Source organism: Sphingobium fluviale (assembly GCF_004122115.1).
Classification (GTDB): Bacteria; Pseudomonadota; Alphaproteobacteria; order Sphingomonadales; family Sphingomonadaceae; genus Sphingobium; species Sphingobium fluviale.
Map to the genome: position 1 here is coordinate 54149 of NZ_SBKP01000010.1, position 16598 is coordinate 70746.

The window sequence follows — 16598 nt, forward strand, 5'->3', positions numbered from 1 at the left end:
TACAAGTGCGCGCGATTAACAGCGCGAAGCCGTCGACAAGGCGCTTCTAGTCTCGTTGACAGTTGCCTCTGCGCATGGGAGGTGTTCGCGTAACGGGCGGGGAACAAGATAAAGAGGTCGCATCAGCGGCCCCTGTGTAGGGGCGAGGACGTGAATGACATTGTTCTGGATTTTGAGCGCGCAGCCGAAATGATACCGGACCGGCCCGGCGATATTCTTCGCGCTGCCCGCGAGGAGCGGGGCATGACGCTCGCACAGGTGGCTGAGGTTACGCGGATTGCCCAGCGCCAGCTCGAAGCGATCGAGCGCAGCGACTTCGCCGCCTTGCCCGGAACACCCTACGCAGTTGGTTTCGCCCGCGCCTATGCACGCGCAGTGGGTGCAGATGAAGTGGAGATCGCGCGCGGTGTGCGTGAGGAATTGGGCGCGGCTGACCCCACGGATCGCTATGAGATGTTCGAGCCGGTCGATCCGGCGCGTATTCCACCGCGCAAGCTGGCGTGGACTGCGGCGATCCTCGCTCTTGTGCTGGCCACAGCTTATGCGGTGTGGCGTGCCCAATTTTTTACGGCATCAACCGATCAGGAAGTGTCTGACCTCGCCAATCGGGCGAGCGAACAGGCCGCCTCGGAACAAAGGCAGGCGCAAGCTGGCCCGGTTACGCCGCTTCCACTCGTAAACGGCCCTGTTGTTCTGACAGCACAGCAGGATGTTTGGCTGCGTATTTATGACGCTGCGGGTGTACGCCTGCTTGAAAAGCAGATGCTGAAGGGCGAGAGCTATACAGTTCCTGCGCAGGCCAATAATCCGATGATCCTGACAGGGCGGCCTGATGCGCTGGCGGTGACTGTGGGCGGCAAGCCGGTAGCGCCGCTTGGCCCGCCGGAAAAGACGATTGCTGATGTGCCGATCAGTGCCGCTGCGCTGCTGGCTCGGCCGGTGCCGCAAGCACCTGCGCCAGCTGCACCCACCTTAGGCGCTACGGCACCCGCCAATCCGGCGGTGCGTGCACCCGTATCCCTCAGCCCTGGGGCGCAGAGGGTGCTCGATGAGGCGGCGTCTTCGGGCGCGCAAGACACACCGCCTGCCACTTCTCAGTAAAATCTATCCGGCACGGGGCGTGCATTCCTTCCATTTTCGTGCGGGCCTGTTTATGGTCGGCGCACGTCATCTTTCGGGGTTGGTTCTGCCATGCGTCATATCATCAGTGGGTTTTCGGCACTCTGTTTGGCAACAAGCGCGCTAGCGATGGCGGGCCATGCAGGCGCGGCAGAGCCTGTGGTGCCGATCGACAAGCGAGTGGACCGGCTGGAAAAGGAAGTGCGCGCGGTGCAGCGCAAGGTGTTTCCCAATGGCGCGCCGGTGGAGCCGGATATTACCGCTGCCTCGCCCGATGCCGCGCCGCTCGCCCCGGCCTCCACTCCCGTGAGCGATCTCATCGCGCGGGTGACGTCGCTCGAAAGCCAGCTTGCCACGCTGACCGGCCAGACCGAGCAGAACAGCTACAAACTCAAGGTGCTGGAGCAGAAGTTCGAGGAATTGAAGGCTCAGCTCTTCCCGTCCGTGGCGGCTACTGAGCCTGGTGCCGCTGCGCCTGTCGCAAATCCGGTCGCTGCACCTGCGCCTGTTCCAGCCGCGGTGAGTACCGCGCCGGTGAAGGTTGCCGCGCCTGCTCTGCCGAAAGCCGCGCCTGCGCCCAAGCCTGTCCCCGCCAAACCAGCGCTGGCTGATGAGGCGCGCAAGGCAGCTGTCGCCGCGATCGAAAAGCCCGATACGGGCGACGCGGCGGGTGACGCCTATACCTATGGCTTCAGACTGTGGAGCGCCAAATTCTATCCCGAAGCGCAGGCGCAGCTCAAAACCACGGTCGAGAAATATGGCAACACCTCGGTCGGCAGCCGTGCACAGAACCTGTTGGGTCGCGCCTATCTCGATGATGGAAAGCCCGCTTTGGCATCTGTTGCGTTCTACGAGAATTACCGCAAGCGCCCGGAGGGCGACCGCACCGCACAGAGCCTCGCATATCTGGGCGAGGCGTTGATCCAGCTCAAAAAGCCCGCAGACGCGTGCAAGGTCTATGACGAGCTGGTTAAAAGCTATGGCACCAATCTGGCGTCCGATCTGCGCACTATGATGGAGAAGGGCCGCGTCCGTGCCAAGTGCGGCGCCTGAGCAGACGATTGAGCGTTTCCGCAACGATTATATTGCACTAATCGGTAAGGCAGAGGCTGAGACGGCCCGGATCGGAATTGCGGTGTCAGGCGGGCCGGACAGCATGGCGCTGCTCTGGCTCGCGGCCAGCGCCTTTCCTGGGGGCGTGGAGGCTGCGACTGTCGATCATGGTTTGCGCGCCGAGGCCCGCGAAGAGGCCGAAATGGTTGCGCGTTGGTGTGCGGATCAGGGCATCGCGCACAGGATACTCTCCCTCTCTGCCCCCATCACTGGAAGCATACAGGCCTCGGCGCGGGCGGCGCGCTATGGGTTGTTGCATCAATGGCTGGAGGAACGAGCGCTAGGTTGGTTGCTCACCGCACATCACGCCGATGACCAGCTTGAGACCATGCTGATGCGCCTGAACCGGTCATCCGGCGTTGGGGGGCTGGCGGGTATCCGGGCACGCAACGGCGCGGTGCTGCGCCCATTGCTGGGCTGGCGGCGGGCTGAGCTGATGCAGGTGGTTCGTACGCACAATCTACCCCATGTGCATGACCCCAGCAACGACGATGCGCGGTTCGACCGGGTGGAGATGCGCCAGCACCTCACCCGCGTGGACTGGCTCGACCCGCTCGCGGCAGCGCGCGCGGCCGCTGCCTGCGCCGATGCGGAAGATGCGCTCTCCTGGCTGGTGAACGATCTCGCCGCGCGGCATATTCGCACTGACGGAAATGCTCGGTGGGTTTTGGATCATCATGACTTCCCGCGCGAGGTGCAACGACGGCTGATCGGGCGCATGCTGATCGCCGCCGAGCCGGATGCGCCTCCCCCGCGTGGAGAGACGATCGATCAAGCACTTGTTCAGCTATTGCGTGGTAATAAGGCCAGCATCGGCCAGTGGCTGCTTGATGGCGGCGGCAGGTTGTGGTCACTTTATGCTGCGCCGCCGCGATCAGGCGGATGAGCCATTGTACTTTGCGCTGCCCGCCTTATCTTGGCGGGACGACATGAGGGTGAAATGAACGACGACAAAGAACCGCAGCAGGGCAATCCCTGGGTCAAGAGCGCAATGATATGGGCAGGCGTGGTGTTCGCGTTACTGCTGGTGGTATCGCTGGTGGAAAATCGTGATGGCGCTACTTCCGGCACGGCTATCGCCTATTCTGATTTCCGTTCCAAAATCGAGGGCGGCCAAGTCAAAGAGGTCTCGGTTGGCCCCGATCATATTTACGGCACCCTCAACAACGGCTCGAAATTCTCCACCGTGCCGGTCAACGATCCCGGCCTCATCCCCCTGCTGGATGACTATGGCGTAAAATATAGCGGCAAGGCCGAGGAGCAGCCGAGCTTCTGGATGGTGCTGCTGTATCAGTCGCTTCCGTTCCTGTTGATCCTTGGTGTTGCTTTCTTCGTGCTTCGACAGATGCAGAAAGGCGGCGGTGCGGGCGGCGCGATGGGCTTTGGTAAGTCCAAGGCCAAGCTGCTGACAGAGAAGTCTGGCCGCGTCACCTTTGACGACGTGGCGGGGATAGACGAAGCGCGCGAAGAGTTGCAGGAAATCGTCGAGTTCCTGAAAGACCCGCAGAAATTTTCGCGCCTAGGCGGCAAGATTCCCAAAGGCGCACTGCTGGTCGGCAGTCCCGGCACCGGCAAGACCCTGCTCGCCCGCGCGATTGCGGGCGAAGCGGGCGTGCCGTTCTTCACCATCTCTGGCTCGGATTTCGTTGAAATGTTCGTCGGCGTCGGCGCCAGCCGTGTGCGCGACATGTTCGAGCAGGCGAAAAAGAACGCGCCCTGCATCGTCTTCATCGACGAAATCGACGCCGTGGGCCGCCATCGTGGCGCAGGGCTGGGTAATGGCAATGATGAGCGCGAGCAGACATTGAACCAGCTTCTGGTCGAGATGGACGGCTTCGAATCGAACGAGGGCATCATCATCGTCGCGGCAACCAACCGCCCTGACGTGCTTGATCCCGCGCTATTGCGCCCCGGCCGGTTTGATCGGCAAGTGGTGGTGCCGCGCCCTGATATCGAGGGCCGGGTCAAGATCCTTGAAGTCCACATGAAGAAGGTGCCGCTTGCGCCCGATGTCGATGCGCGCACGATTGCGCGCGGTACACCCGGTTTCTCTGGCGCAGATCTTGCGAACCTTGTCAACGAAGCGGCGCTGATGGCGGCGCGTCGTGGCAAGCGCCTTGTGGCCAGCGCGGAGTTTGAGGCCGCCAAGGACAAGGTGATGATGGGCGCGGAACGCAAGTCGATGGTCATGACCGAGGACGAAAAGAAGATGACCGCTTATCATGAGGCGGGTCACGCTATTGTCGCGGTTCACGAACCCGCGTCAGACCCGATTCACAAGGCGACCATCATCCCCCGCGGCCGCGCACTGGGCATGGTGATGCGCCTGCCGGAGCGGGACAATTATTCCTATCACCGCGACAAGATGTACGCGAACCTTGCCGTATCCATGGGTGGCCGCGTGGCCGAGGAGATCATCTTCGGCTATGACAAGGTCAGCTCCGGTGCGTCCGGCGACATTCAGTACGCCACCCGTCTTGCGCGCGACATGGTGACGCAATGGGGCATGTCGGACAAGCTTGGCCCGCTGCAATATGAAGAGCAGCAAGGCGAAACCTTCCTTGGATATTCGCAGAGCCAGCGCGTTCATATGTCCAACGAGACGGCAAAGGCAATCGATCAGGAGATCCGACGGATCGTCGAAGCGGGCTATGACCGCGCCAAGAAGGTGCTGTCCGATTTCGAGGCGCAGTTGCATCTGCTGGCTAACGCGCTGCTGGAGTATGAGACGCTGTCTGGCGACGAGATCAAGACGCTGCTCGACAAGGGCGAGATCACCCGCGACGATGGCACCAAGATCAAGCCCAGTCCTATCCCGGTTGTGGGTACGTCGATCCCCCGCTCTGGCCGGCGCGGCAAGGGCGGGCTTGGCGGAGCGGCGGCGGCGGGGGCTTAATCAGTCCCCCGCACTTGCGTGGTCTTGCTCATCCCGTATATGCGATGAGGCAGGGTGTAGTGCCGCACTGGATTAAGCCGCCGCTTGGGGGAAGCCATGAAAAAATTCGGATTGATCGGCGGGCTAAGCTGGAGCTCGACAGCGCGCTATTACGAGATCATCAACAAAGGCGTGGCCCGCCGGCTTGGTGGCTTTCACAGTGCGCCATTGGTGATCGAGAGCCTAGATTTCGCGGAAGTGGCGCGTTGCACCACCGCTGAAGACTGGGACTGTGCGAGCGGGCCTCTGATCGCGGCAGCGCAGCGTCTGGAGGCGGCTGGCGCGCAAGGCATGGTGATCTGTGCCAACTCCATGCATGTGATTTATGACCGGGTGGCGCAGGCCGTCTCGGTGCCCGTGCTTCACATCGCTGAAACGGTTGGCGCCAAGATGCAGGCAGATGGTGTCAAATCTGCCGCCATTGTCGGCACCCGCAACGTGATGACCGAGAAATTCTATCGCCAGAGGCTTGTTTCCTGCGGAATTTCGCTTTTGCCGCCGGATATGGAACTGGCCGAGCGGGTCGATAAAATCGTCTATGACGAGCTGGTGCATGGCAAGGTTTCACGCGAATCCGAACGCTTCATGAAATCGGAACTGACCGACATCGCCAAGCAACAAGTGCAAGCAGTGGTGCTGGCCTGTACGGAGCTGGAACTGATCGTCGATGTGCGCGCGAATGTGCTGCCGATTTATGATTCCACCACCATCCACGCACAGGCAGCGCTGGATTTCATCCTGAGCTAGATTTTTGCATAGGCTGGCGCAGCCTGATGCGCCCCTGTTGCAGTGCCAGCGGATAGAGGATGTCGTTTTCCTGCGCGATCCGTTCGCGCAGGCGGCCGATGATCCACTGGGTGGCGTGGGCGAAATTGCGCCAGTCGATGTTGATGTTGTCCGGCGTCCATTCGTGCAGATAGAGCGCCCATTCTTCTTTGAGATCCGCGAATGTGCGTTCAAAAGCAGTGACTTCTTCATCGAGCCGGCCCGGCACTGCGGCGAAATGGTTGGCGTAGAGGAAGCCCTGTTCGGCGGCGAGATGCTCATCGAGACAGGCGGACAGGCGGCGGATTAGAGAAAACGCCTCCTCAGCGCGCGGCCCAGAAGACTCTACCAAGGCCAGCAGATCCTCCGCCAGCCCGTCCATTGCCTTATGCTCCTGAATAAGCCGTTCGATATCGTGCATCCGCGCCTCCGCCTGAAACATTATAGGCAGCGATACGGAGGGCACAAAAAAAGGGCCGGGAAAATCCGGCCCTTCTTGTAATGTGTGAAGCTGACTTAGCGCTTGGAGAACTGGAAGCTGCGGCGCGCCTTGGCCCGGCCGTACTTCTTGCGCTCCACGGTGCGGCTGTCGCGGGTGAGGAAGCCCTCGGCCTTCACCGCGCCGCGCAGCGCAGGCTCATATTTTGTGAGCGCCTGTGCGATGCCGTGCTTCACCGCGCCGGCCTGACCGGAGAGGCCGCCGCCCTTGACGGTGCAGATCACATCATACTGGCCCTCGCGATCTGTGACCGAGAAAGGCTGGTTGATGACGAGGCGCAGCGTGGGGCGCGCGAAATAGATTTCCTGATCGCGGCCATTGACCGTGATCTTGCCGGTGCCTGGCTTCACCCAGACGCGGGCGACAGCATCCTTGCGGCGGCCGGTGGCATAGGCGCGGCCCTGCTTGTCGAGTTCCTGAACGCGCAGCGGAGCGGCTTCCTGAGCGACAGGCACAGCGACGGCGGCACCTTCCGCACCGGCGGCCAGACCCTGAAGGTCAGAGAGCGAATTGACGGTATCGGACATTATGCACCCACCTTGTTCTTGCGGTTGCGGGAAGCGAGATCGAGCACTTCCGGGTTCTGGGCTTCGTGCGGATGCTCTGCGCCCGCGAAAATGCGCAGGTTGCGCATCTGCTGACGGCCAAGCGGGCCGCGCGGGATCATCCGCTCGATTGCCTTTTCAAGCACGCGCTCCGGGAAGCGGCCTTCCAGCACCTTCTGCGGGGTGGTTTCCTTGATACCGCCCGCATAGCCGGTGTGCTTGTAATACACCTTGTCGGTCAGCTTCTTGCCGGTGAACTTCACCTTGCCTGCATTGATGATGATGACATTGTCACCACAATCGACATGGGGGGTAAAGCTCGGCTTGTGCTTGCCGCGCAGAATGTTGGCAATGATCGAGGCGGCGCGGCCGACCACGAGGCCTTCGGCGTCGATCAGCACCCATTTCTTTTCTACCGTTGCCGGTGTGGCCGGCTTGGTGGTTTTCATCAGCGCCTTCATGGCCCGAAAACTCCTGATTGATGACATGCCCCGCAAGCCAAATGCCTGCGAGCGGAAGCGCGCTATTGGCGAGGTGCATGCAAAGAGTCAAGAAAAAGCGGTAGTTGTAAAGGAGGTAAAATAATACCCCATTCTTGTGAGCTGCCGAAACGAGTCGAAGAAAGCGTCAGCCGCGACCGGGATTTTTTTGGCTCACACTGTGTGCGGCCCACACTGCTGCCACCAGCAGCAATGCACCCACCAGCTGATGAGCGACGGCGAGCGGCAGCGAGATTCCACTCCATACCGTGGCGATGCCGAGCAGTATTTGTGTGCCGACTGCTGCATTGACCGCAACAGACGCGCGCCTATTTCCGGCCAATTTTGCCTCACGGGCCAGCAGGATGAGCAGCAGCGCTGCGCCCCATGCCCACCAGCGATGGAGGAAATGCACCAAATAGGGGTCGCTGGTGATCGTCAGCCAGAAGCTTCCCCACCAAACTATGCCCTCCGGAACGAAATGATCGTTCATCAGCGGCCACGTGTTCGACACATAGCCTGCGCGCAGGCCTGCTGTGATCGCACCGAGGAAAATCTGCACAAACAGCGCAGCCAGCGGGATCGCCGTGGCCCAGCGCAATATTGCCTTGCGGCGTACAACTTGCTTCGCCTCTGCAGCCATATCCAGAGCAGTCCAGACTATCGCACTGAGGAGCAACAGCGCCATCAGGAGGTGCGCGGCCAGCATCGCGGGCTGCACATTCACCCTATCGGTCAGCCCGCTCTTGACCATCAGCCAGCCGATTGCTCCTTGCGCCCCGCCGAGGACTAGGAGCATCAGGAGGCGTGGTCCATAGCCCTTCGGGATGGCGCGCTTGGCCGCAAACCACAGGAGCGGCACGGCAAAGGCAAGCCCTAGCAAACGCCCCATGAGCCGATGGAAATACTCCCAGAAATAGATCTGCTTGAAGGCCTCCAGCGTCATGCCCTTGTTCATCAGCACATATTGCGAGCTGTTTTTGTAGAGCGCGAACTCCTTTGCCCATTGTGCATCGTTCAAAGGCGGCAGGGTGCCGGTAACGGGCTTCCACTCGGTAATCGACAGGCCCGATTCAGTAAGGCGCGTAATGCCGCCTACCGCGACCATCAGCACAATAAGAGCGGCGATGATGAACAACCAGCGAGCGACGGCACGGGGTTGGGTATTTGAAGAGGTGGCACCAGTGATCACAGTCGCTTTCATACCCGGCAGATGCGCCTGGCGTAAGCGGTTTTCAAGCAGAGAATCCCGTTGTAGCGCAATGTTATATTGTATCTTTGATGATGCAGCGCTACATGCGCTATACGAGGAGATATGATGACCCAGAGGCCCGCCTATCTGCACTGGCTCGACAAGGCTGCGATAACCCTCTCCGGGTTTTGCGTTGTGCATTGCGTGGCGACCATTGTTCTGATTGGTACACTGACCTCGCTGGGGCATTTTTTTGCCAATCCTCTCATTCATGAAATAGGTCTTTTGTGCGCTACGCTGCTGGGGGCGGTGGCGCTGGGCAGCGGCATCATGCGCCACCGGCGGACGCTCCCTGTCTTTATCGGTGTGCCGGGCCTGGCGTTGATGGCTGCTGCGCTGTTTGCTCCCCATGGCTATGGCGAGGCACTGTTGACCATCCTGGGTGTATCGCTGGTGGCGGGCGCACACATGATGAACGCCCGAACCTGCTAAGAATATTTGCGCAGCGCTCGTTCATTTCCTATCTGGGCGCATGACCGAGCTTCATCCCCAGCCCATCGCCCGCGCCATAATCCTGAGTGCGGGGCAAGGTTCCCGCCTTCTCCCCCTCACGGCCGATCTGCCGAAATGCCTCATTAGCCTCTCCGGCAAGACCTTGCTGGCGTGGCAGGTGGAGGCGCTGTTCGCCAATGGAGTGAGCGAGGTTCATGTCGTCACGGGGTTTCATACCGAGGCGGTGGAGCAGGAGCTGCGGAGACTGGCGCGGCCGGGGCTGGTTTTGCAGGCCCATTTCAATCCCTTTTTCAAGGTAGCGGATAACCTCGGCAGTTGCTGGATCGCGCGTGAGGCGATGACAGATAACTATCTGATATTAAACGGAGATACTCTTGTTTCTCAAGCCCTGGTAGAGCGAGTCCAGCAGGCTGGAAACTGGCCCATCTGTGTGACGGTGGATGTGAAGCCGAATTACGACAGCGACGACATGAAGGTGGAGCGCGATGGCGACCGCCTCGTCCACATCGGTAAGACACTGACCGCCGACCAGAGCAATGCCGAATCGATTGGCTTCCTCGCCTTTCGCGGCGAGGGCGGCGCGCTGTTCCGCGAGGCGATTGAGGCGGCGATGCGCACGCCCGCAGGGGTGGAAAACTGGTATCTGAAGGTGATCGATCAGCTCGCGCCCACCGGCAAGGTCGGCACGCTTTCCATCGAGGGCATGGAATGGGGCGAGGTCGACTTCCTCAACGATGTCGATGTGGCGGAGAAGCTGACCGCCGGCTGGCTATAGGGCCGCTCCGGCCGTCTCGCTCCACAGTCCCTGCAGCCACTCCGCCAACCCGGCCTGCTGCGCCTCCGAAAGCGTGAGCGCGGACTTGAGATCGGGCGGGCCGGGCCAACCCGCGTCGGCGAGGCTCAGCGCACCCTGCGCGCGTGCGCCCTCATAACGGGGCAGCACATGGAAATGGACATGGGGGTCCACCATCATCAGCATCAGCCAATTGATGCGCTCATACCCCACGCCCGCACGCAGCATCGCCTCCACCCGGCGCGACGCTTCGGCCAAACCGGCATGAAATTCTCCCGGTAATGCGCCAAAAGCGGTTGCGTCCGATTTCGCCGCCACTACCAGCGACCCCAGTGTCACCTGTGCGGGCCTGAGCAGCACCACCCAATGCGCCGTCTCGCCGATCAGCGTTGCGGGATAGCCGAACTTGCGGATCGTATCGTTCATCGCGATTGTTCCAGCCAGCTTGTGATAGGCCTTCCGGCCTTGCGCGCCTGCACCAGCTGCATCACCTGCACCATGTGCACCAGCAGCGAGAGGATGGTCCACCATGCCACAGCGATCAGGCCCAGATCGGGCCTGCCCGCGATCATGCTGACGAACAATATCACCATATTGGGGTTGCGGCGCGCAGTGATGAGGCGAAACCAGCTGTCGAACGGTCGCCAGACGTGCATGTCCATCGCGGCATATTTGAGGAAAATGCCCTCGCACAGCCGCTGGAGCACATAGCCCGCAACGATCGCGACCATAATCGTGGCGAAGGTGCTGACGGGCAGGGCAAGGCCGACGTGGCCCAGCCCCAGCCCCCATGCGGCCCACCAGAAGGGTGGGTGAACGAGGTCTATGCCATGGTCGAACACATTGCCCCATTTGCTGGATGTGATGGTGCAGCGCGCAAGCTTGCCGTCCACCGTGTCCAGCACCATGAATACAAAGCCCGCGCCAATCCCCTCCCAAAACGCGCCGTTATAAAAGAATATCGTCGCCAGCACGCACATGATGGCGCCGATGCCCGTCACCATATTGGGTGTCATCTTGAGTGCGGCGGCGAGGCGGGTGAGGTGAAAGGCCAGCTCTGGCCAGAGATATTTGGTGAGAAGGTCCGTCACGCCCTTATAGGCGCCGAAATAGCTCGCCCGCTCGATGGCCGTGCGGGTTTGCGGTGAGACGCGGATGGCAAAGGGCCGCTCGGTCTTGCGCAGCTTTTCGTTGTAGAACCCTGTGGAGGTGCGCAGATCAATGCGCTCTGACGGCGCGCCTTCATCCGGCAACTGGCCGATCACCAGCGCGTCGCCATCATCGAACGCGACGCCCGGCCGCGCCAGTGCGAGGCGCAGCAGCAGCGGATCAAACGCGTAATCCAGGTTGATATGCAGGCTGTGGCCGGATGCGATGCGCGCCCCGGCGGGAACATCGCGCACGAGCATCCGGCGCACGCGCTCCGCCGATGTCATGCCCCAGACCTGCTCCTGGCCCTCGCCAAAGCGCGTCACGCGGCCAATATCCATATTCTCTGTCATACAGTCGCGGCTATCGCATCCGGAGGCGCTTGAGAAGTCTCTTTGCGGCTCAGGCTTGCGCGCGCAGAAAGCGCAGGATCGCCTCCGCCCCCCGCCGCGACGCGCCCAATGGATTTTCGCCAACCGACAGGGCGAGGGTTTGTTCCTGAATCGCGCGATAGCGGAGATGCTCGGCTTTCGCCTGCGCGATCGCCTCCATCGCCTGCCCCACATTTGTGGCGACAGCGCCCAAATTCCAAAACAGATAGTTCGGATCGCCCTGCCACCGGACATTATGGGCGTTGAGGAATACGCAGGGGCGCGGCGTGGCAAGGAACTCGTAAACCTGGCTGCTGACATCGCCGAGATAGATATCGGCGCCTCCGGTATAGCTCATGTCCACCAGCCGGTTTGAGCCGACATCGACGATGATCTTCCCCGGAACCGCGAGTGACTCGATCTTCGCCTTCGCCGCCTTGCTGGCGCGATGGAACAGGCGGATATGTGGCGCAACCACGAGGTTAAAGCGATCCTGCGCGGCAAAAGCCTCAATTATCTGTGTTCCCATCACCGGCCAGGAGGACTGGTCTGGCCGGAAATGCGGCGCATAGAGCACGGTGGGGCGATCATTGTCGAACAGCGGAGGTCGGCTGGCCGCGAGCTTCGCCATGAAATCGAGCTTTACATAGCCGTTGACCGCATAGCGGCCCGGTGTGATCGTTCCCGCTTCCAGCAGCCTTTTCTCGCTTTTCTCGCCCGCCACCAGCACGAAATCGAAAAAGCGATCGCGTGGATCGAGCATGATCGCCTTGTCACCCGCGCCATGCGGGGTGAAGATAAGCTTTGTGCGGGTGGGCAGCAGGTGACGGATGATCGTGGTGGTGCGCTCTGGAGCCACAATTGCATCAAACTTGCGCAAATAGTTGATATGCCTGAGCAGGGAGACAAGCCTTGGCGGGTCATCAGTGCCCGTGAAAAATTTTTGCGCCGCAGAAATGGCGGGTATCGCCAGCTTCTTCGCATGCGGGGCAAACGCAGGGTAAGCGTCTTGCACCAGATCCATCGCCCAACCATGCGCGTTGCCTGAGACCGCGACTTCCAGTTCCACTTCCGGTGCGATCGCCTGCATTTCCGCCGCAATTGGCAGCGCATGCAACGCCTGATGTGCTTCACCAATTAACAAAAACAAGATACGCACGCGACAGCATTCTCCAAACAGCCGGCTGACAACCTTGCCTCCATGCCGGGTTGCGGCGCACTTGCCAACAGGAGATCGCGCGTGTCCAGTCTTGACAGGTGCGCATGAAATGGCGCTTTGAGAGTGAAGGGGAGCATATTAAAAGCATGCTATGGGTCAGCAACGCCCCCTTGGAGTAACTGTCTGAATGTGGAATACTCTGGTCCGCACTGTGGCGCTGCTGGCGCCTAAGGACAGAAGGCGCGGCGCACATCTTCTCGTGCTGGTCGTATTGATGGCGATGAGCGAGACGTTCGGCATAGCGATGCTGTTGCCGTTCTTCATGGTGCTCAGCCGCCCGCAGATGATCGAGATCCAACCGGCCATATCAGCCATTTATCATGGGCTGGGGTTTACCGATCATCACAGCTTTCTCCTCGTGTTCGGTCTGGTGGCCTTTGCCGTTGTGGTGCTGGCGGCGGTCATCCGCATCGCCACCACGTTTATGATGAACCTGTTCGCGCAAAAGAGCGGACACAGAATGGCCGAACGGCTGCTCGAAACCTATCTGCGCCAGCCCTATGTCTTTTTTCTCCAGCGCCACAGCAGCGAGCTGACCAAGAAAATTACGGCCGATTCGCAAATGCTGGTCAGCTATGTTGTGCAGCCGGGCATGTATGTGATCGCCTACACGCTCGTGGTCATCACCATGACCGGCGTGATGCTGGCGCTCGATCCCTTTGTAGCGCTCAGCGTAGGCGGCGTGATCGGCGGCATGTATGTGCTGATCTTCCGTGCGTCAAAGCGCATGCTTGCACGCATAGGGCAGGAGCTGGATGTCGCGAACAACCAGCGCTTCTCCTCCATCGAGGTCGCCATAGGCGGTATCAAGGACATCAAGCTGATGGGCCGGGAAGATGTGTATCTCGACCAGTTTCGTCCCGCCTCGCTTCGCGCCGCGCGCCATCAGGCGATCAGCGCCGCGCTGGCTGAATCGCCGCGCTATCTGATCGAGGCAGTGGCGATAGGCGGTGCGCTCACACTGGCGCTGCTGCTGCTCGCCACTGGCAGGGGGACGGCCCTCGTGCTGCCGGGCTTGAGTGTCTATGCGCTCGCCGGCTACAAGCTCATACCCTCGGCTCAGCGGGTCTTTAGCGGCCTCAGCAACCTGCAAGTCGGAGATTCGGTGCTGAACGCGATCCGAGACGATTTCGCGCAGACAGTGCCGCCTCAACCGCGGTCCACAACGCTGGTAGAAGCGATGCAGCCTGCGCGAGAGATAGTGCTGCGTGATGTCGGCTTTTCCTATCCCAACATGCGCAAGACCGCGATAGAGGGCATTACGCTCAGCATCGGGGTCGGCACATCGGTGGGGCTGATCGGCGGCACAGGCGCGGGCAAGACGACGCTGGTGGATATCATCCTCGGTCTGCTGCGTCCTTCGGAAGGCGCCATCATCGTGGATGGCGTGCCGATTGACGAGAGCAATCTGCAAAGCTGGCAACAGGCCCTGGGGTATGTGCCGCAATCGATCTTCCTGGCGGACACGACAGTGGCAGAGAATATCGCGCTCGGTGTGCGCAAGGATTCCATCGACATGGCGAAGGTCGAGGAATGTGCGCGGATGGCGCAGATCCATGATTTTGTACTGTCGGACATGTCTGATGCTTATGAAACCCGCGTGGGAGAGCGCGGTGTGCGCCTGTCGGGCGGGCAGCGCCAGCGCATTGGCATCGCGCGCGCTCTCTATCGCGATCCATCGGTGCTGGTGCTGGATGAGGCGACCAGCGCGCTCGATACGTTGACGGAAAAGGCGGTGATGGAGTCTGTGCAGGCGCTGAGCCACCAGAAGACCATCATCATGATCGCCCATCGTCTGACCACGGTGCGCCCGTGCGACACAATTTTCATGCTCGACAAGGGCCGACTGGTCGAACAGGGCAGCTATGACGAACTGCTGGCCACTAGCCGCAAGTTCAAGGCCATGGTGTAGGAGTTACGGTAATTCGCCCCATATGGGCCTGCAAAGCTCGATTTCCTGCGTTTCGGTGCTCACGTACTTTGAAGTACGCTGCGTTGAATCGAGTCACGTGCCTCGATTCAAGATACTCGGAAATCAGTCTTTTGCCCTGCGGTCGCCTGTGGCCCCAGCTCCATCTGAACCAAATTCCCGCAACTCCTGAAAGAAGCCGTTAGCTCTTCCGCCGCAGGATGATGTAGAGCGCGCCCTTGCCGCCGTGGCGCGGGTGGGCGGTGCGCACGCTGGCGATGCCGTCTGCATGGCCTGAGAGCGCCAGCCAGTCGCCGATCTCCGCGCGGATTGCGCCACGCGCCTTGTGCCCCAGTGGGCCGACATGCGCCGGGCGTGGATTGCCCGTCACCACCAGCAACACCCTGTGGCCGCGCGCGATGGCAGTGCCGAGCGCATGGTTGAGCCGCTGATGCGCGGTGTCGAGCGTGTGGCCGTGCAGGTCTATCGTAACATCGGGCGCGAGGGTGCCGTTGCCGATGCGACGCTCCCAGCTTGAATCGAGCACAGGCGCAGGAGCAGGGCGATGGGGCGGTGCCGGGCGCGCGGGTGCCTCGCGGCTCAGCTGAGATCCGGGTGCGGCCTTGGGGGCGACGGCTGTCTGCATTGGGGTGGGATCGGGAGAGACTATGCGCCCTGCCAGTGGTGTCACACTACGCGCGAGCCGCGCCCAGATTTCGCGCTCCTCAGGGCTGAGGCGTCGCGGCGGCATTATCGCGCCGAGGCATTGATCCGCGCCACGGTCCCGATCGGCAACAGCAGCCATGATGTGCCGCGCGCCGACATGCCGCCCGCGATCGTGCGCGCCCGCTCGCCCGCGCCCCAGAACGTGTCAAACCGGTTCGCACCCTTGATCGCGCCGCCGGTATCCTGCGCGATCCAGACGCCGTTCGGCTCCGCCCGGTCCATAGACAGCAGTACAGGCGCGCCCAGCGGCACATAACGCGGATCGGCCGCCACCGTGGCCTCTGCCGTCACCGGCAGGCCGAGCGCACCAAGCGGACCCGCCCCGTTCACTTCACGAAAGAACACGAAGCTCTTGTTCTCGTTCATGATCTTGCGCCCTTCCTCAGGGTTGGCGCGCAAATAGGCCATGATGTCCTGCATCGAGCCGGCCTTGATCAGCCCGCGATCCTTCATCAGCTTGCCGATGCCGGTATAGTCGCGTCCGTTCTGCCCATCATAGCCGATGCGCATGATGCCGCCGTCCGGCAGGCGCAGACGCCCGCTGCCCTGCACTTGCAGAAAGAAGAACTCGACAGGGTCCGCCGCCCAGGCCAGCTCCAGCCCTTTGGAAGAGAGTGCTGCGCTGTCTACAATGTCCGTCCGCGCGAAATAGGGAATGAACTTCTGCCCCTCTACCCGGCCGCGGATGGTCTTGCCTTTCAGGCTGTCGCTGAACTGGCCGAGATCGACATCGATGAGGTCTGGCGGGCGGCGATAGATCGGCGTCTGATATGCGCCGCCGGGCGAGCGGGCGCCCAATATCTCTGGCTCGTAATAGCCCGTTGCGAAGGCCGCTCCATTGCCCACCTGCACGGCCTCGAAATAGCGGGCAAAGAAATCGGCAGCGGTTTCGACCGGCCAGTTCGCGGCGGCGGCGCAGGCAGGCGCCCAGTCCTGCCCCTGGCTAAGGCCGGATTGGTCAGTGCGACGAACCAGCGACGGGCAGGAGATACGGAAGGCGGCGAGTGCGGCGGCGGTGCGCTCGTTTTGTCGCACCAATTCGCTGACGGAAGGCCCCGGCATCACTCCTGCGGTCAGTGCCGTTTCCGGTGGTGCCGCAGGTTGCGCCGTGGGCGGAGTGGGGCGAGGTTGTGTGGGCGCGGTAGGTTTAGGAGCCGGAGCCGGCCCACGGGAGGGGGGGATTATCCCGCCCGCGCAGGCCGAGAGGAGGAGCGCGCCGCCGATGATGGCGATCGCGCGGGTCAACACGCTGCGCCCCGCCATCGCCACGC

At 61.5% G+C, this 16598-nt stretch carries 17 protein-coding genes; 8 read left to right on the top strand and 9 right to left on the bottom strand.

The window, feature by feature from the left end:
* The first annotated feature begins 189 nt into the window (after positions 1 to 189).
* The 5 genes from EQG66_RS10785 to EQG66_RS10805 all read left to right on the top strand — a co-directional run bounded on the left by EQG66_RS10785 (position 190) and on the right by EQG66_RS10805 (position 5914).
* Positions 190 to 1101, top strand: coding sequence for a helix-turn-helix domain-containing protein (locus tag EQG66_RS10785; RefSeq protein ID WP_129404646.1), 912 nt, complete (start codon positions 190 to 192; stop codon positions 1099 to 1101).
* 90 nt (positions 1102 to 1191) lie between these two features.
* A complete protein-coding gene (locus EQG66_RS10790; protein ID WP_129404596.1) occupies positions 1192 to 2172 on the top strand; it encodes a tetratricopeptide repeat protein in 981 nt (326 codons plus the stop codon).
* Positions 2153 to 3118: a tRNA lysidine(34) synthetase TilS gene (gene tilS, locus EQG66_RS10795; protein ID WP_245988045.1), complete on the top strand. Its 966-nt coding sequence runs from the start codon at positions 2153 to 2155 to the stop codon at positions 3116 to 3118. Before EQG66_RS10790 ends, tilS begins: the two co-directional genes overlap by 20 nt.
* Before the next feature lie 54 nt (positions 3119 to 3172).
* The gene (ftsH, locus tag EQG66_RS10800) at positions 3173 to 5128 is read left to right on the top strand and encodes an ATP-dependent zinc metalloprotease FtsH (RefSeq protein WP_129404597.1); all 1956 of its coding nucleotides are present in this window, start codon (positions 3173 to 3175) and stop codon (positions 5126 to 5128) included.
* 96 nt (positions 5129 to 5224) lie between these two features.
* Entirely contained in the window at positions 5225 to 5914 is a 690-nt protein-coding gene (locus EQG66_RS10805) for an aspartate/glutamate racemase family protein (RefSeq protein WP_129404598.1), read from the top strand.
* Here EQG66_RS10805 and EQG66_RS10810 read toward each other — a convergent pair.
* From EQG66_RS10810 to EQG66_RS10825, 4 genes are all read right to left on the bottom strand, one after another.
* Entirely contained in the window at positions 5901 to 6374 is a 474-nt protein-coding gene (locus EQG66_RS10810; RefSeq protein WP_129404599.1) for a hemerythrin domain-containing protein, read from the bottom strand. The genes EQG66_RS10805 and EQG66_RS10810 overlap by 14 nt on opposite strands.
* A 74-nt stretch (positions 6375 to 6448) precedes the next feature.
* A complete protein-coding gene (rpsI, locus tag EQG66_RS10815) occupies positions 6449 to 6958 on the bottom strand; it encodes a 30S ribosomal protein S9 (RefSeq protein ID WP_129404600.1) in 510 nt (169 codons plus the stop codon).
* A complete protein-coding gene (rplM, locus tag EQG66_RS10820; RefSeq protein ID WP_129404601.1) occupies positions 6958 to 7437 on the bottom strand; it encodes a 50S ribosomal protein L13 in 480 nt (159 codons plus the stop codon). Before rplM ends, rpsI begins: the two co-directional genes overlap by 1 nt.
* Before the next feature lie 166 nt (positions 7438 to 7603).
* A complete protein-coding gene (locus EQG66_RS10825) occupies positions 7604 to 8659 on the bottom strand; it encodes a COX15/CtaA family protein (RefSeq protein ID WP_129404602.1) in 1056 nt (351 codons plus the stop codon).
* A gap of 114 nt (positions 8660 to 8773) precedes the next feature.
* Between EQG66_RS10825 and EQG66_RS10830 the strand changes: the two genes are divergently transcribed.
* Together EQG66_RS10830 and EQG66_RS10835 are read left to right on the top strand one after the other, a co-directional pair.
* Positions 8774 to 9139 (top strand): MerC domain-containing protein, encoded by a 366-nt coding sequence (locus EQG66_RS10830; RefSeq protein ID WP_129404648.1) that lies wholly within the window; start codon positions 8774 to 8776, stop codon positions 9137 to 9139.
* 40 nt (positions 9140 to 9179) lie between these two features.
* Positions 9180 to 9935, top strand: coding sequence for a phosphocholine cytidylyltransferase family protein (locus EQG66_RS10835; RefSeq protein WP_129404603.1), 756 nt, complete (start codon positions 9180 to 9182; stop codon positions 9933 to 9935).
* Here the strand turns inward: EQG66_RS10835 and EQG66_RS10840 are convergent.
* Genes EQG66_RS10840 through EQG66_RS10850 form a run of 3 tightly spaced genes read right to left on the bottom strand, consistent with a single transcriptional unit; the run spans position 9930 to position 12632 of the window.
* Positions 9930 to 10379, bottom strand: coding sequence for an HIT family protein (locus EQG66_RS10840; protein ID WP_129404604.1), 450 nt, complete (start codon positions 10377 to 10379; stop codon positions 9930 to 9932). The two genes, EQG66_RS10835 and EQG66_RS10840, sit on opposite strands and share 6 nt — an antisense overlap.
* On the bottom strand, positions 10376 to 11455 hold the full coding sequence (locus tag EQG66_RS10845) for a CDP-alcohol phosphatidyltransferase family protein (RefSeq protein WP_129404605.1): 1080 nt from the start codon (positions 11453 to 11455) through the stop codon (positions 10376 to 10378). Before EQG66_RS10845 ends, EQG66_RS10840 begins: the two co-directional genes overlap by 4 nt.
* Before the next feature lie 49 nt (positions 11456 to 11504).
* Positions 11505 to 12632, bottom strand: a complete 1128-nt coding sequence (locus tag EQG66_RS10850) for a hypothetical protein (RefSeq protein WP_129404606.1) — start codon at positions 12630 to 12632, stop codon at positions 11505 to 11507.
* A gap of 187 nt (positions 12633 to 12819) precedes the next feature.
* Here EQG66_RS10850 and EQG66_RS10855 point away from each other — a divergent pair, with 187 nt between their 5' ends.
* Entirely contained in the window at positions 12820 to 14604 is a 1785-nt protein-coding gene (locus EQG66_RS10855) for an ABC transporter ATP-binding protein (protein ID WP_129404607.1), read from the top strand.
* Between the two features lie 199 nt (positions 14605 to 14803).
* Here EQG66_RS10855 and EQG66_RS10860 read toward each other — a convergent pair whose 3' ends face one another.
* Both EQG66_RS10860 and mltA read right to left on the bottom strand, forming a co-directional pair.
* On the bottom strand, positions 14804 to 15352 hold the full coding sequence (locus EQG66_RS10860) for a Smr/MutS family protein (RefSeq protein WP_129404649.1): 549 nt from the start codon (positions 15350 to 15352) through the stop codon (positions 14804 to 14806).
* Positions 15352 to 16590 carry a murein transglycosylase A gene (gene mltA, locus EQG66_RS10865; RefSeq protein ID WP_129404650.1) on the bottom strand — a complete coding sequence of 413 codons (1239 nt, stop codon included), beginning with the start codon at positions 16588 to 16590 and terminating at the stop codon, positions 15352 to 15354. Before mltA ends, EQG66_RS10860 begins: the two co-directional genes overlap by 1 nt.
* Positions 16591 to 16598 lie beyond the last annotated feature (8 nt).

Coding starts and splice junctions, on each gene's coding strand:
- EQG66_RS10860 (WP_129404649.1), bottom strand. CDS start 15,352: ATGCCGCCGCGACGCCTCAGCCCTGAGGAGCGCGAAATCTGGGCGCGG.
- mltA (WP_129404650.1), bottom strand. CDS start 16,590: ATGGCGGGGCGCAGCGTGTTGACCCGCGCGATCGCCATCATCGGCGGC.
- EQG66_RS10845 (WP_129404605.1), bottom strand. CDS start 11,455: ATGACAGAGAATATGGATATTGGCCGCGTGACGCGCTTTGGCGAGGGC.
- ftsH (WP_129404597.1), top strand. CDS start 3,173: ATGAACGACGACAAAGAACCGCAGCAGGGCAATCCCTGGGTCAAGAGC.
- EQG66_RS10835 (WP_129404603.1), top strand. CDS start 9,180: ATGACCGAGCTTCATCCCCAGCCCATCGCCCGCGCCATAATCCTGAGT.
- EQG66_RS10825 (WP_129404602.1), bottom strand. CDS start 8,659: ATGAAAGCGACTGTGATCACTGGTGCCACCTCTTCAAATACCCAACCC.
- rpsI (WP_129404600.1), bottom strand. CDS start 6,958: ATGTCCGATACCGTCAATTCGCTCTCTGACCTTCAGGGTCTGGCCGCC.
- rplM (WP_129404601.1), bottom strand. CDS start 7,437: ATGAAGGCGCTGATGAAAACCACCAAGCCGGCCACACCGGCAACGGTA.
- EQG66_RS10855 (WP_129404607.1), top strand. CDS start 12,820: ATGTGGAATACTCTGGTCCGCACTGTGGCGCTGCTGGCGCCTAAGGAC.
- EQG66_RS10810 (WP_129404599.1), bottom strand. CDS start 6,374: ATGTTTCAGGCGGAGGCGCGGATGCACGATATCGAACGGCTTATTCAG.
- EQG66_RS10805 (WP_129404598.1), top strand. CDS start 5,225: ATGAAAAAATTCGGATTGATCGGCGGGCTAAGCTGGAGCTCGACAGCG.
- EQG66_RS10785 (WP_129404646.1), top strand. CDS start 190: ATGATACCGGACCGGCCCGGCGATATTCTTCGCGCTGCCCGCGAGGAG.
- EQG66_RS10840 (WP_129404604.1), bottom strand. CDS start 10,379: ATGAACGATACGATCCGCAAGTTCGGCTATCCCGCAACGCTGATCGGC.
- EQG66_RS10790 (WP_129404596.1), top strand. CDS start 1,192: ATGCGTCATATCATCAGTGGGTTTTCGGCACTCTGTTTGGCAACAAGC.
- EQG66_RS10830 (WP_129404648.1), top strand. CDS start 8,774: ATGACCCAGAGGCCCGCCTATCTGCACTGGCTCGACAAGGCTGCGATA.